This window comes from Sphingomonas sp. UYEF23, from assembly GCF_040546165.1.
In the GTDB taxonomy this organism is placed as follows: Bacteria; Pseudomonadota; Alphaproteobacteria; order Sphingomonadales; family Sphingomonadaceae; genus Sphingomonas; species Sphingomonas glacialis.
Genome location: NZ_JBEPNG010000004.1, coordinates 348,688 through 363,091, shown reverse-complemented (window position 1 = coordinate 363,091; position 14,404 = coordinate 348,688). Strand labels below are relative to the sequence as shown.

The 14,404-nt window shown below is 65.3% G+C and carries 12 protein-coding genes and 1 tRNA gene; 4 read left to right on the top strand and 9 right to left on the bottom strand.

Features of this window, described 5'->3' with window-relative positions:
• Positions 1–79: 79 nt before the first annotated feature.
• The 3 genes from ABIB28_RS10575 to ABIB28_RS10565 all read right to left on the bottom strand — a co-directional run bounded on the left by ABIB28_RS10575 (position 80) and on the right by ABIB28_RS10565 (position 2,702).
• On the bottom strand, positions 80–685 hold the full coding sequence (locus ABIB28_RS10575; RefSeq protein WP_354288093.1) for a hypothetical protein: 606 nt from the start codon (positions 683–685) through the stop codon (positions 80–82).
• Between the two features lies 1 nt (position 686).
• Positions 687–2,609 carry a DUF6538 domain-containing protein gene (locus ABIB28_RS10570; RefSeq protein WP_354288103.1) on the bottom strand — a complete coding sequence of 641 codons (1,923 nt, stop codon included), beginning with the start codon at positions 2,607–2,609 and terminating at the stop codon, positions 687–689.
• A gap of 6 nt (positions 2,610–2,615) precedes the next feature.
• A tRNA-Tyr gene (locus ABIB28_RS10565) sits at positions 2,616–2,702 on the bottom strand.
• A gap of 230 nt (positions 2,703–2,932) precedes the next feature.
• Between ABIB28_RS10565 and rlmB the strand changes: the two genes are divergently transcribed.
• Entirely contained in the window at positions 2,933–3,679 is a 747-nt protein-coding gene (gene rlmB, locus ABIB28_RS10560) for a 23S rRNA (guanosine(2251)-2'-O)-methyltransferase RlmB (RefSeq protein ID WP_133186895.1), read from the top strand.
• Positions 3,680–3,818: 139 nt separating this feature from the next.
• On the opposite strand, the gene ABIB28_RS10555 is transcribed toward rlmB, so the two are convergent.
• Positions 3,819–4,136: a 2Fe-2S iron-sulfur cluster-binding protein gene (locus ABIB28_RS10555; protein WP_133186893.1), complete on the bottom strand. Its 318-nt coding sequence runs from the start codon at positions 4,134–4,136 to the stop codon at positions 3,819–3,821.
• 72 nt (positions 4,137–4,208) lie between these two features.
• On the opposite strand from ABIB28_RS10555, the gene ABIB28_RS10550 reads away from it, so the two are divergent.
• Genes ABIB28_RS10550 through ABIB28_RS10540 form a run of 3 tightly spaced genes read left to right on the top strand, consistent with a single transcriptional unit; the run spans position 4,209 to position 6,042 of the window.
• On the top strand, positions 4,209–4,832 hold the full coding sequence (locus ABIB28_RS10550) for a DNA-3-methyladenine glycosylase family protein (RefSeq protein WP_189675647.1): 624 nt from the start codon (positions 4,209–4,211) through the stop codon (positions 4,830–4,832).
• Entirely contained in the window at positions 4,832–5,176 is a 345-nt protein-coding gene (locus tag ABIB28_RS10545) for a hypothetical protein (protein WP_133186889.1), read from the top strand. Before ABIB28_RS10550 ends, ABIB28_RS10545 begins: the two co-directional genes overlap by 1 nt.
• The gene (locus ABIB28_RS10540) at positions 5,173–6,042 is read left to right on the top strand and encodes an S-methyl-5'-thioadenosine phosphorylase (RefSeq protein WP_354288092.1); all 870 of its coding nucleotides are present in this window, start codon (positions 5,173–5,175) and stop codon (positions 6,040–6,042) included. The genes ABIB28_RS10545 and ABIB28_RS10540 overlap by 4 nt, the downstream gene beginning before the upstream one ends.
• Before the next feature lie 132 nt (positions 6,043–6,174).
• On the opposite strand, the gene ABIB28_RS10535 is transcribed toward ABIB28_RS10540, so the two are convergent.
• The 5 genes from ABIB28_RS10535 to ABIB28_RS10515 form a co-directional block, all read right to left on the bottom strand.
• Entirely contained in the window at positions 6,175–6,993 is an 819-nt protein-coding gene (locus tag ABIB28_RS10535) for an HpcH/HpaI aldolase/citrate lyase family protein (protein ID WP_354288091.1), read from the bottom strand.
• A complete protein-coding gene (locus ABIB28_RS10530; protein ID WP_354288090.1) occupies positions 6,990–8,486 on the bottom strand; it encodes an efflux transporter outer membrane subunit in 1,497 nt (498 codons plus the stop codon). The genes ABIB28_RS10535 and ABIB28_RS10530 overlap by 4 nt, the downstream gene beginning before the upstream one ends.
• Positions 8,483–11,671, bottom strand: coding sequence for an efflux RND transporter permease subunit (locus ABIB28_RS10525; protein WP_354288089.1), 3,189 nt, complete (start codon positions 11,669–11,671; stop codon positions 8,483–8,485). The genes ABIB28_RS10530 and ABIB28_RS10525 overlap by 4 nt, the downstream gene beginning before the upstream one ends.
• Before the next feature lie 6 nt (positions 11,672–11,677).
• A complete protein-coding gene (locus tag ABIB28_RS10520; protein WP_322160067.1) occupies positions 11,678–12,880 on the bottom strand; it encodes an efflux RND transporter periplasmic adaptor subunit in 1,203 nt (400 codons plus the stop codon).
• 205 nt (positions 12,881–13,085) lie between these two features.
• The gene (locus ABIB28_RS10515; RefSeq protein WP_354288088.1) at positions 13,086–14,354 is read right to left on the bottom strand and encodes a metal-dependent hydrolase family protein; all 1,269 of its coding nucleotides are present in this window, start codon (positions 14,352–14,354) and stop codon (positions 13,086–13,088) included.
• Between the last annotated feature and the right edge of the window lie 50 nt (positions 14,355–14,404).

Sequence of the window (14,404 nt, the reverse complement as noted above, 5' to 3'; positions counted from 1 at the left end):
TCCCCCGACCAGGCAGCCAGGGGAAGATCAAAACATGGGTCACTTCTCAGTGGAAATTATGCGCCTCCCGGGTCAGCTCTCAGTGGAAATCAACAACCTTCAGGTAGGTTGGAGGGGACACCCCTTCTTTCTTCCCGTAAATCTTCTTCTTACCTGGTGAGGGTTCATTCATTCCCTTCTTTCCGGCTTCGCTGGAAAGAAAGAAGCTGCTCTGTACCTCTGCGGTTTTGGCTGTATGTCCCAGCTGCTTTGATGTCACAAATTGCGACGATTGGTCGTCACACACAGGCAGATCAAACTGGTCTGTTGCCCCACCCTTTGGAGGCTTGGCTGACTTTGCTGTCGCCCTTTCGATAGCGTGCTGGGACGCGAGCTTCAGAAGCCGAAATGATAGGTCGGTGGGGGTCAGCCACGTAACCGGACCGATCGTACCTGGTCTCGGTCGATAGGAGATATGCCAGTAGTCCAACGAGGCAAGCTTCTTCAAATGTTGATTTGCTGTTCGGGCAGCGATCCCGAGCTCTTTTTCTAAATCAGGCCCGGTCTTCCAAATGGTCGGAATGCCTCCCTCAGTTTGAGTGGCATACTGTGTCCAAAACAGACAGTGGGCTAACGTGCGGGCGAGCGACGCACTCATCTTCAAGCCCTTGGCCACTCGGAATATTTCATGTTCAGATGCTGGCATGTCACTGCTCCCCATCTTTCGCGGTCTGCTGGAGGACCGCCGGGAGCTGAACTTTGCATTGCCTGGCCATCACCGCTCCGTGAAGTGTGCCGAGCGATGCCCCCTCCCCATAACCGGCGCTGGTCGCGCCATCGCTGTGACCGAGAATTTTGTCGATGACATATTGGGGCTGCAAGGCATCTCGAAAGGCGTCTTCCGCATTGTGACGGAAGCTATGGTACACCAGCTTCGGGTCGCTCAATCCCACGCTGTCCATAAATCGGGCGAACCACTTTGAAGCGACTGTGCTCGCTTGACCGTCGCTTCCGTATGCGAATTCTTCGAACAGTCGAACTCGCCCCTTGCCTGTCTTCTGCGCCATCTTTGCTACGTAGCCAGAAAATCCAAGATCTATGAGATCATTGTGGAGTGGCACCGCTCTCACACCAGCGTGGGATTTGACATGTTTATGATTGTGCGAGCCTGCTCCTGGCACGTTATCTTCGTTGATCGAAAGGTACGGGATTGGCCCGTCGAGGTGCACATCACGCACGTGAAGTTGCACGATCTCCCCCAACCGAGCACCAGTGTAGTATCCTAAAATCGGTATCCAAAACTTGGCATCTTTGATGATCAGGCTGCCGTGTTCGTATCTCCGATCCTTGGATTTACACCCGCGGTACAAGGGTGCGGAAAATAAGGTTCTGAGTTCTCCCGCCGTGAAAGGACGGCGGGACTTTGAACCCTTAACCACTTTTGTTGCGAGTAGCTGAATGCCATCCGCCGGGTTCGTCGCAATCAGGCCCTCGATCGATTTCGCCCACCGAAAAAACGCTTTGATAGGCTCGAAGATGATTGAGGCTGTCTTATCGGAAATTCGGTGCTCGACGTTATCGGTTTGACGCTGGAAGAATGTACAACCTCTTCGTTTCCCATGGGTCTTGTGCAGCATCCGCACGGCGTCGCGAAACGTTCGAACATGGTGCGTAGTGACCGCTGATAGCGGAAGCTGTGACCCTACATGCTCCTCAAAAAAGCGAAGTTGCCAAACGCGGGCCATGTAAGTTTTGGCGACCCATCGTTGCCGACCATCGGTCAAATAAGTGACGATGGCTTCTGCGACAGACGGCCCATTGGAACACTCGAAAGCATTGTTTTCAGAAATCACAGACGCTTCGGTGGCGGACAAATTCTGGAATAAAGGGTCGGTCGGGAGAAAAGGAGCAAGACCGTCGTCTATTCTCAACTGAAATAGTTTCTGCTGCTCCACTAGTGCCCGCGCAACGCCGCTCAGAACGCTATTACGCAGCCCCGGTGCCATCGAGTGAAGGTCTAGCCTATGGAAATTTGATAAAGACTGCGCGCGGAGTAGGACCGCATTATCAAACTTTGTCGTGGCAATCTGCTGTTGCAGCTCAGCGATCCGCTCCATCGAAAGGCCGCGCTGCTCGACAGCTTCTAAATTTGGTTCGTCGGTCGTCGGCACAATACCGCCCGACCGCTCGATCTCGCCGACAAGGTCGCGAAAACATGACCGAACCAGCGCCCTGGCTTCATCTGTTGAAAGCTGTGAAGTTAATATCATTTCAAACGCATCCATCACCCTGGTCGCGTAGCGGGCCACGCGCAGTCGACCTTCGCGGGATGACGCAGTTCCTAAAGACTTGCGCACCTCGGAACGACCGAGCAGTGGCCGAACAGCATCTGGCACCCGCATTCGCAGATGATAAATACCGTTCCGACGTTGAAGGTGTGGAGTGCGACATCTGCTCAACGCAGCGTACCCCGGCACAGGCTCCACCGAACTTGAGCCGGCCCCGCCGAAAGTCCTCTTCGGCGGCAAAGTAACGAAAGTCTGAGACCAACGTGTACCGTCGGATGTACCACAATCGCGGCGGACAGGAAGCACAAACTGGTAAGTCGTTGATTTTGCCCAATTGACCATGGGCATTGGTGGACAGGGTAGGGTTCGAACCTACGTAGGAGAAACTCCGGCAGATTTACAGTCTGCTGCCTTTAACCACTCGGCCACCTGTCCCCAGGCGCTCGCCCTTGCGGGCGGTCGCTCCGAAAAGCGAGGCGTGCCAATGCCGACCGCATCGGCGCGTGTCAACGGCTATAGCGACGCTTTCGCCATCAAAAACGCGCAAGGCTTGCACGCGCGGCGTCCGGCGCATACCCGTGGCGCCACAATCTGCTTGGTCGATCGAAGGTTTTCGCAATGGTTCGTTTCCCCCTCTCCGCTCGCAGCTTCGGCGGGATCGCCTGATGGCCGGCCGTCGCGGACATCGCCCGTCACAAGCCCCTGCCGGGCGCCCGCGCTTCTGGGGGCGCCACGCCGTCACCGCCGCACTCGAAAATCCCGAGCGCGTCGTGCGGAAAATCTGGGCGACGCGTGAAGCGATCGCCAATATCGATTTCGATCCGGCGATCCCGATCGTCTATGCCCAGGTGACCGATCTCGCGCGGCTCGTACCGGGCGACGCGCCGCATCAGGGGCTGGTGATCGAGGTCGATCCGCTCGAGGATATGTGGCTCGCCGATCTGCTCGAGCAAGGCGAAGGCGATCAGCGTCCGTTGCTGATCCTCGACGGCGTGACCGATCCGCACAATGTCGGCGCGATCCTGCGCTCGGCGGCGGCGTTCGACGCGCTTGGGATCGTCACGCCCGATCGCAACGCCCCGCCAGAATCGGGCACGATCGCCCGCTCGGCCTCGGGCGCGCTCGAAGTGGTGCCGTGGGTGCGTGTCACCAACCTGGCGCGCGCGCTCGAGGAGATTGCCGCGGCAGGCTTCTGGCGAATCGGCCTGACGGGCGATTCGAACCAGACGCTCGCCACGGCGATGGGGACCCAGCGCGTCGCGCTCGTGCTCGGTGCCGAGGGCGAAGGCATGCGCCAGAACACCGCAGCGCATTGCGACGAGCTCGCCAAGCTGCCGATCTCGGACAAGATCGAGAGCCTCAACGTGTCGAATGCGGCGGCGATCGCGCTGTACGCGGTGGCGACGCGTTAAGCGCTCATAGCACGGCGCGCGCCAGGACGCCGGCAAAGCCGTCGTCGGACGGGATCGCGTAAGCGACCCCGCCCGGCCGTGCCGGGCGCTGCGGCGCGGCCGCACCGGCGCCGTCGCTGCGCCGACGTGCCTGCGCCCGTCAGTCTTCCGCGGCGATCGTGACCTTCAGCCCATCAAGCGCGTCGGTCATCGGCAGCTGGCACGACAGACGCGAAGTCGCGGTGCGGTCGGCCGACGAATCGAGCAGGTCGTTCTCGTCTTCGCTCATCTTCGGGAGTTTGTCGGCAAACTCCGGGTCGACATGGACATGGCATGTCGCGCACGAGCAGCAGCCGCCGCACAGCGCGAGAATCTCGTCGATCCCTGCGTCGCGGATCACTTCCATCACCGACAGGCCTGCCTCGCCCTCGATTTCGCGCTCTTCACCCTCACGAGTCACAACGATAAGCTTGGGCATTGACGGTCCTTTGCGATAGCGAATTCTCCACCGCCATGCCGCCAGACGCGGCGCCGATCAAGGGATCACCGCATGGGCCTGAGCGCCGACCAGCTGAAGACCGCCCTCGACGAACTCGCGACGCGCGAACCCGCCATCGCGGCGGCGCTCGCGCGCGTCGGCTATCCCGAACCGCGCATTTCGCCCCGCGGCTATGCCACGCTGCTGCGCACGATCATCGGCCAGCAAGTCAGCACCAAGGCGGCGGAGTCGGTGTGGCGCAAGCTCGAGACGATCATCGGCGACCTCGACGATCCCGCCAACGTCACCAGCGCGAGCGACGAGCAATTGCGCGAAGCCGGCCTGTCGCGCCAGAAAGCGGGCTATGCGCGCAGCCTGGCGGCGCTGGTCGCAAGCGGCGAACTCGATCTGGCGAACTTGCCCGCCGACGATGAGGAAGCGATCGCCAAGCTCGTCGCGGTCAAGGGCATCGGGCGCTGGTCGGCGGAGATCTATCTCCTGTTCGCCGAGGGTCGGCTCGACATCTGGCCCGCGGGCGACCTCGCGATTCAAATCGAAGTCGGCCGGATCCTCGGCCATGAGGCGCGCCCGAGCGAGAAACTGGTGCGCGAGCTGGCCGAAGCGTGGCGGCCGCACCGTGGCGCTGCAGCCGTTTTCGCCTGGTATCACTATCAAAGCGACATGAAGGTAATCTGATGGCCAAAGCCGACCGCCTCGCCCGGCTCGATGACCGCCGCATCGAGAGCGAAACCGAATATCATGCGCTGCTCCGCGGCGCCTTGGAGCGGACGGCCGCGGGGCAGATCCGGCTGTTCGGGCACACCAAGGACAAGGCGCAGATCGCCAAGGCAGCGCCCGTCGTCGCCGAGCTGACCGAACTCGGCGAGACGATCGACGCTTTGCGCGATCAATTGTCGATCGAGCCGTTCGCGCTCCACGCGCGCTTCCTTGCCTCGCGCGGCGCGGTCAGCGCACATGCCGTCGGCGAGGCGAAGCAAGCGCAGGCCTGGCTCGATCAGTGGACGGAGACTCCCGCATGAGCGGCAAATGGAAATTGGGCATCATCGGCGGATCGGGCCTCTACGCGATCGACGCGCTGGAGCACCCCGAATGGCGCCGCGTCGAGACGCCGTGGGGCGCGCCGTCCGACGAATTGCTGTTCGGCTCGATCGGCGACGTCGACCTCGTCTTCCTGCCGCGCCACGGTCGCGGGCACCGGATCAGCCCGTCCGAGCTAAACTTTCGCGCCAATATCGACGCGCTGAAGCGCAGCGGCTGCACCGATCTGGTGGCGATCTCGTCGATCGGGTCGCTGCGCGAGGAATTGCCGCCGGGGCATTTCGCGATCGTCGACCAGTTCATCGACCGCACGGTCGCGCGCGCCTCGAGCTTCTTCGGCACCGGCATGGTCGCGCACGTCTCGATGGCCGAGCCGGTCTGCCCGCGCCTCTCGGCCTTCGCGGCCGAGGCGGTTCATGCCGCTGGCGGGAGCGTCGCAAAGGGCGCGACCTATCTCGCGATGGAGGGCCCGCAATTCTCGAGCCGCGCCGAGAGTTTGATGTACCGCCAATGGGGCGCCGACGTGATCGGCATGACCGCGATGCCCGAAGCCAAGCTCGCGCGTGAGGCCGAGCTGCCGTACGCGCTGATCGGGATGGTGACCGATTACGATTGCTGGCGCGAGGAAGCCGCGTTCGTCGAGGTGCACGAAGTGATCAAGCAAATGGGCGCGAACGGCGTTATCGCGCGGCGCGCGGTCGAGACATTGGTCGCGGCGCTGCCCGCCGAGCGGACGCCCTCGCCGCTCGATACCGTGCTCGACTATGCGCTGATCACCGCGCCTGACGCGCGCGATCCGGCGATGCTGGCGAAGCTCGATGCCGTGGCTGGGCGCGTGCTGGGGTAGCGCCGCAAGGTCAACCACACCACCCGTCACCCCGGGCTTGTCCCGGGGTCCACCGTGATACGCGCATTTCGCCCGCAGCATGTGCCGCACGGTGGACCCCGCGGTGACGGTGGGAGGCAGGCGAACGCCCTGCTACACCAAAGCGGCGACTCGCTCCGCCTCTTCGAGATGCAACCGCTCGACCATCTCGCCCGCCACGCGGATCGCGCCCTTGTCGGCATTCTCGGGCAGCGCGAACGCCGCGATCACCGCCTGGGCCCACGCCACGCGCTCGGCCGACGGCGCATAGGCGCGATTGGCGGGTTCGATCTGCGCGGGGTGAATGAGCGTCTTGCCGTCGAAGCCGAACGCCGCCCCCTGCCCGCATTCCGCCGCCAGTTCGGGAGTGTCGGCGAGCACGTTCGACACCCCGTCGAGCGCGATGAGGCCATGCGCCCGCGCCGCGGTGACGATCGCGGTCAAATGCGGCAGCAGCGGCAGGCGGTCGGCCCCCGGCGTGCAGCGCATGTCCTTGGCGAGGTCATTCGTCCCCGCGACCAGACACGCGAGCCCCGGCGCGGCCGCAATCAGCGGCAACGCGAGCATCGCCGCGCACGTCTCGATCATCGCCCAAAGCGGCACCGCGCCAAGCTGCGCGCGCGCGAGCGCCAGATCGCCCGGCGCCGAAACCTTGGGCAGCAACACCGCATCGAAGCCAGCATCGGCGGCGTCAGCCAGATCGGCCTCGCCCCATGCGGTGTCGAGCCCGTTGACGCGCAGCACCAGCCGCCGCGCGCCAAACCCGCCCTCTCCCGCCGCCGCGATCGCCTGCGCGCGCGCCGCGGTCTTCTGCTCGGGCGCGACGGCGTCCTCGAGGTCGAGGATCACCGCGTCGCAGTCGAGCCCGCGCGCCTTGGCAATCGCACGCGCATTCGACGCGGGCATGAACAAAGCGCTGCGGACGCGCCTCACGGGGTCGGCGTTACCGGCTCACGCCGCACCGGCGCAGGCGCGTCTTCCCAGCCACCGCCGAGCGCCTTGAACAGGCTGATCTGTGCGTCGGACACCGCCGCATCGGACTGCGCCAGCGCCGCGCGCGCACTCGCCCGGTCGCGCTCGGCCTCGATCAGCAGCAGGAAGCTGTCGGCCCCGTAATCGAAGCGCAATTGCGAGAGCTTGGCCGCAGCGCTGCTCGACGCCTCGGCGCGGCGCAATGCGGCGTTGCGATCGAGCGCCCCCGCATAACGCGCGAGCGCCTGCTCGACTTCCTGCAACGCCGTCAGCACGCGGCCGTCGAAGGTCGCAAGGCTCGCATCAGCGCCGGCGCGCGCCTGACGGATCCGCGCGCGCGCAACGGTCTGGTTGGGGAAGCTCCACGAGATCAGCGGTCCGGCCGAATAGGTCACCGCGCTGCCCTTGAACAACTGGCTGCCGCGCTGGGAATTGAGGCCGATCGATCCGAGCAACTGGATCTTGGGATAGAGATCGGCGACGGCTATGCCGATCCGCGCGGTATCGGCGGCGAGCGTCCGCTCGGCCGCGCGGACATCGGGGCGGCGCGAAATGAGCGCGGCGCCATCGCCGACGGGCAGCACCGACGCGATCCGCGGTGGTACCTTGCAGGCGTCTGCCGCGGCATCGACCTGTTCGGGGGCTAAGCCCGTCAGCACCGCGAGCGCATAGAGCGACGCACGCCGCTCGGCCTCGAAGCCCGGGATCGTCGCCTGCGTCTGCGCAAGTAGCACGTCGGCGCGATCGACGTCGCGCCGCGTCCCCCGCCCTGCGTCGAACAGCGTGTTGGTCAGTGCAAAGGTCCGCTGCTGCAACTGCACCGTATCGAGCGCGACCGAACGCTGCGCGGCATTGCTGCAGGCCGTCGCATAGGCCCGCGCGGTTTCCGCCGCGACCGAGACGCGCGCGGCATCGAGCTGCGCCTGCGCCGCCTGGACATCGCCACGTGCGGCTTCGATCGCGCGCGTGATCCCGCCGAACAGATCAACCTCGTACGACGCATCGAAGCCGAGCTTAAAGCTGTTGTATCGGAAGGTCTGCTGCGTCGCCGCGCCGGCGGTGCCGCCCGTGGTGCCACCCGTCCCCAGCGCGCCCGCGCCGACACTGGCGAGGTTGGCCTGCCCTCGCGTATATTGCGCGCTCGGGCTGGTCGTCGGCAGCCGCGCTCCGCGTTGCTCGTCGAGCACGGCGCGGGCACGCTCGAGATTGCCCGCAGCGATGCGCACATCGGTATTGTGCGCCAGCGCATCGGTCACGAGCCGGTCGACGACCGGGTCGTTATACAGCCGCCACCAATGATCGTGCAGCGGGGTCGGCGTGATCGCCGCAGTCTTGCCGGCTTCGGCAAAGCTGCCGCCAGTCGCCGCGACGGGCATCGTCGGCTTGGTGTAATTGGGTCCAACGACGCACGCCGACAAAGCGAGCGCGGGAAGGACGGCTACGATACGCTTCATGCCGGCGTCTCCTCGGGCGCGGGGAGGTGCTTTGGCGGCTTGGCCTTCCGGCGCGGCATCTTGGACGACACCCAGTCGCCCAGGGTCCGGCTGATGACATAGAAGCTCGGCGTGAACAGCAGGCCGAAGGTCGTCACGCCGATCATCCCGAAGAACACCGCGACGCCGAGCGCGCGGCGCATCTCGGCGCCCGGCCCCGTCCCGATCACCAGCGGCAGCACGCCGAGAATGAACGCGATCGAGGTCATCACGATCGGGCGCAGACGCTGCTCGGCGGCGTGGATCGCGGCCTCGTGCATCTCCATCCCGGCATCCTCGTTCTGCCGCGCGAACTCGACGATCAGAATCGCGTTCTTGGCAGCAAGGCCGATCAGCACGACGAGGCCGATCTGCGTGAGGATGTTGTTGTCCCCGCCGAACAGATTCACCCCGACGATCGCAGCGAGCAGACACATCGGCACGATCAGGATGACCGCGAGCGGCAGCACCAGGCTTTCGTAATTCGCCGCGAGCAGCAGGAACACGAACAGCACCGCCAGACCGAACACCAGCGTCGCGGTATTACCCGCCTGCTGCTGCTGGAAGGCGAGCTCGGTCCATTCGAACGCCATGCCCTTGGGCAAGGTCTCGCTCGCCAGCTTCGCCATCGTCTGGAGCGACTGGCCCGACGAATAGCCGATCGCGGTATCGCCCTGCAGCTCGGCCGACGGATAGAGGTTGTAGCGCACGACGCGATACGGCCCGCTGTCGTTCTTGAGCGTCATGACCGAATCGAGCGGCACCATATTGCCCGCCGCCGAACGCGTCTTGAGATGCCCGACGTCGGACGTCTGGTCGCGATACGGCGCATCGGCCTGCGCCGTCACGCGGTAGGTACGCCCGAGATAGTTGAAGTCGTTGACGTACGTCCCGCCGAGATAGGTGCCGAGCGTCGAGAAGACGTTCGCCACCGGCACGCCGAGCTGTTCGGCGCGTTCGCGGTCGATATCGGCCGACAGGCGCGGGGTGCGGGTGTTGAAGGTGGTGAAGGTGCTGACCAGGCCTGGCGTCTGGTTGGCCTTCATCATCATCGCGAAGGCCGCGCCTTCGAGCGCCTTGTAGCCAAGGTTCGAACGGTCCTCGATCAGCATCTTGAAACCGCCGCCGGTGCCGATCCCGCGGACGGGCGGGGGCGGCACGATCAGCAGATTGCCACCATGGATCGCACTCAGCGCACCGCGCATCTGGTTGGCGATCTCGTCGGCGGTCTTGCGATCGCCGAACGGCTTGAGCGTGATGAACATCGCGCCCGCGTTCGGTGCAGTCGAGAAGGTCGCGCCGTCGAGGCCGGCGAACGCGACGGTCGCGAGCGTCGAAGGGTTCTTGAGCGCGATCTTGGTAGCTTGCTCCATCACCTCGGACGTGCGCTGCAACGACGACCCCGGCGGCAACTGAATGACCGCGATCAGATAGCCCTGATCCTGCGCAGGAATGAAGCCCGATGGCGTCGCATAGAGCCGCCAGCCGGCAAGCCCGATCAAACACGCATAGACGATTCCGACGAGCGCCAGCGCGCGCACCGCGCGTGCGGTGAACTTGCCGAAGCGGTTGCTGATCTTGTCGAACCCGCGGTTGAAGCCGCGCGCGAAGCGGGTCGGCCAGCCGAGCACGCCGGCGCGGGGCTCGACGTCGTGCTTGGGCTTGAGCAGCAACGCCGCGAGCGCAGGCGACAACGTCAGCGACACGAACGCCGAGATCACCGCAGCCGACACGATCGTCAGCGCGAACTGCTGATAGAACTGGCCAGAAATGCCGGGGATGAAGCTGGTCGGGATGAACACCCCGCACAGCACCAGCGAGATCGCGATCAGCGCGCCCGACACTTCGTCCATCGTCTCGTGCGCCGCTTCGCGCGGACTAAGGCCCTTCTCCTCCATCAACCGCTCGATATTCTCGACCACGACGATCGCGTCATCGACGACGATACCGACCGCGAGGATCAAGCCGAACAGCGAAAGATTGTTGAGGCTGAAGCCGAACGCCGCGAGCATCGCGAGCGACCCGACGAGCGACACCGGCACCGCGATCAGCGGCACGATCGTCGCGCGCCAGCTCTGCAGGAACAGCAGCACGACGAGCGCGACGAGCACGATCGCCTCGACCAGCGTGTGATACACCGCTTCGATCGACGCCTGGATGTATTCGGTCGGGTTGTACGGGATCTGATATTGCATCCCGGGCGGGAAGCTTTTCGACGCCTCGGCGATCGACGCCTTGACCGCGTCGGCGGTGGTCAGCGCGTTCGATCCGGGAAGCTGGGTTATCGCGATGCCGATCATCGGCTTGCCGCTGAGCACGGCATTGATGCCGTAATCCTGCGCGCCGAGTTCGACCCGCGCGACATCGCGCAGCCGCGTCAGCCGGCCCTGATCGTCGCGCTTGACGATGATCTGGCCGAATTCCTCGGGCGTGGTCAGGCGGCCCTTGGTCTGGATGCCGAGCTGGAAGGCAGTACCGCCCTGGTTGAACGGCGGCGCGCCGACAGAGCCGACCGCGACCTGGGCGTTCTGCGCGCGGATCGCCGCGACGATCTCGTCGGTGGTCAGGTTGCGCGACGCGGCGAGATCGGGATTGATCCACACGCGCATGTTATAGTCACGGCCACCGAAGGCGCGCACACCGCCGACACCAGGAATACGCGCCATGCGGTCAATGAGCTGGGTCGTCGCATAGTTCGAGACATATTGCTGCGACAGCGAGCCATCGGGCGAGGTCAGCGCGATCACCATCAGGATGTCGGGCGAATTCTTGGCGACCGTCACGCCGACGCGGCGGACGTCGTCGGGCAGACGCGGCTCGGCGGTCGAGACGCGGTTCTGCACGAGCACCTGCGCCTGATCGACGTTGACGCCCTGCTTGAAAGTCACCGTGATCGACAATGCGCCATCGCCGGTCGACGAGGACGACATGTAGATCATGTTCTCGACGCCGTTGATCGATTCCTCGAGCGGCGCGGCGACGGTCTCGGCGAGCGTTTCGGCATTCGCGCCGGGATAGGTGGCGGTCACGACGACGGTCGGCGGCGCGATCTCGGGATATTGCGCGACGGGCAAGCCCGGATAGGCGACCACGCCGAACACGACGATCAGGATCGAAAGCACCGCCGCAAAGATCGGGCGCTCGATGAAGAAATGGGGGAATTTCACGGGCGCTTACTTCGCAGTCGCATCGGATGCGGGGGGTGCGGTGTCGGGCTGGCTGGTCGGCGCGGTGTTCGCCGCGCGCGGCTTCATCTTGGTCAGCACCGCCTTGACCGACATCCCCGGCTGGAGCGTGGTGATGCCCTCGATCACGACATGCTCGCCGGCGGCGAGGCCGGTCTTGATGACGCGAAGCCCCTCGACCTGCGGGCCGGTCTCGACCGGGCGCTGGACTGCCTTGCCATCCTTGCCGACGACATAGACGAGCTTGCGCGTCTGGTCGGTGACGACCGCTTCGTCGGGGACGAGCATCGCATGATAGGTGCCCGAGCCGAGCAGCCGCGCGCGGCCGAACAGACCGGGGGTGAGGAAGCCGTCGGGGTTAGAGATCACCGCATGCGCGCGGATCGTCCCCGAATTGGGATCGACCGCATTGTCGACGAATTCCATCCGGCCGTGCCAGCGATAGCCGCTCTCGTCGGCGAGCTGGACTTCGACCGGGTTCGGCGTGTTGCGCGACGAGCCACGCTCGCCGGCCTTCGCCTGGCGGAGATATTTCAGGTAGAAACTCTCGGCCCCGTCGAACGAGAACCAGATCGGATCGGTCGAGACGACGCGCGTCAGCACAGTGGTCGCGTCGGTCGCGTAATTGCCCTTGCTGACGCGGCGATCGGACACGATCCCGGTGATCGGCGAGCGGACCGTGGTGAAGCCGAGGTTGAGCTGCGCGGTCGTGACGTTGGCATTGGCCGCGCCGAGATCGGCCTGACCGCTGCGCACCGCCGCGAGCTTGGTCTCATATTCTTCCTTGCTGATCGCCTGCGCGGCGAGCAGCTTGTCGGCACGCGCGAGCTCGGAGCGCGCGTTGGTCAGCGCGGCCTGCGCCTTGGCGACCTGCGCGCGCGCCTGGGCGAGCGTGGCGGCATAGGGACGCGGATCGATCGTGAACAGCGCCTCGCCGGCGCGAACGCGCTGGCCATTGGCGAACAGCACCTTTTCGATCGTTCCCGAAACGCGCGGACGCAGCTCGACATCCTGGATCGCCTCGAAGCGACCGACATATTCGTCCCAATCGACGATGTCGCGTTGCAGCGGGAGCGCGACCGTAACCTGTGGGGCGGGGGGCGGCGGTGGCGCGCTCTTCGAACATGCGGCGAGCGCCAGAAGGCTGGCGACCGTCATAAGCGAGCGAACCGAGCTCGTTGGCTTGATCATTTACGTCTATCCCTACGACCTGGTCGGCTACAGTCCACCCCCGTCGAGGCGGTCCGCTCTCAAGGGCGGACTCACGGCCATCAGCGTCTAACTGCGACGCTGAATGCTGCATTGCAAGAGGCCCGCGCGAAACGCTTGGTTTCCATCCTGTCACGATTGGCAACACGTTTCATCGTCCCAGGATAGTTTTTCCGGGAGGCGAAAACTACAACGTTACGATTGCGCCGTTTTTCATGATCCACGCGACATGCTGCACCGCATCCACCGCCGCGACCGGATTTCCTTTGACGGCAATCAGGTCCGCCAGCAGTCCGGCGCGCACGGCGCCCCGGTCGCTCAGACGGAAGGCACGGGCGTTGCCCGATGTGGCGGCGATCAGCACTTGCGCGGCGGGCATTCCGGCGGCGGCCATCAACACCATCTCGCGGGCATTCTCGCCATGCGCGAAGACGCCGACATCGCCGCCCATGCAGATCGGCACGCCCGCCGCGCGCGCCAGCGCGAACGACGCGCGGCTCTGCGCGACCGCTTCGGGCACCGGATCGCCACCGCGCCAGCCGTGATAGCGCGCGACCGCATCGGAGGCGGCGAGCGTCGGGCACATGGCGATGTGCTGCGCCGCCATCGCACGGAAGATCTCGGGCGTGCCGCCATAGCCGTGCTCGATCGTATCGGCCCCCGCGGCGATCGCGCGGCGCATCCCTTCGGGCGTCGCAGTGTGGACCGCGACGGTCCGTCCGGCATCGTGCGCCGCCTCCACTGCAGCCTTCATCTCGGCGACCGAGAAGGTCGGGCGGCTCGGCTCGCCCGGCCCCCAGCGATAGTCGCCATAGAGTTTGATGACGTCGGCGCCCGCGGCGATCTGCGACCGGACGACGCGCACGAGCTCGTCCACCCCGCTCGCTTCCTCGGCGCCTTGCGGGATGACGAGGCCGGGCTCGAACCCCTTGGGACCATAGGCGCCCCTCGCGACGATCGCGCGCGTCGCGACGAGCAGCCGCGGGCCTGGCACGATCCCGGCCGCGATCGCCTGGCGCAGTCCGACATCGGCATAGCCAGCGCCTTCGGTGCCTAGATCGCGCTCGGTGGTGAAGCCCGCGCGCAGCGTCGCCGCCGCTTGCGCGACCGCGCGCGCGGTGCGCAAGGCGAGCGGCTCGTGGAGCACCTGATCGTCCCAGCTCGTCTCGTTATAGGGGTGAAGGAAGAGATGGCCGTGCCCCTCGATCATGCCGGGTATCAGCGTGTCGCCGGGCAAGTCGATCGTCTCGGTCCCCGCCGGCACCGCGAGCGCCGGGCCGACCGCGGTGATTCGCTCGCCCATGACGAGCACTTGCCAGCCGGGATGCGCGACGGGGTCGATCCCGTCGAACACCGCTGCCGGGCGCAAAAGCGTCGCGTGCGGCGCCACAGGCTCGGGCGCGGTTCCGCCGAGCGCGAGCGGGGCGAACAGAAGGGCGGCGATCGGCCATTTCATCGGTGCGGCTCCCATCAACATTGTCGCCGCGAGCGATGCCCGATAGCGTG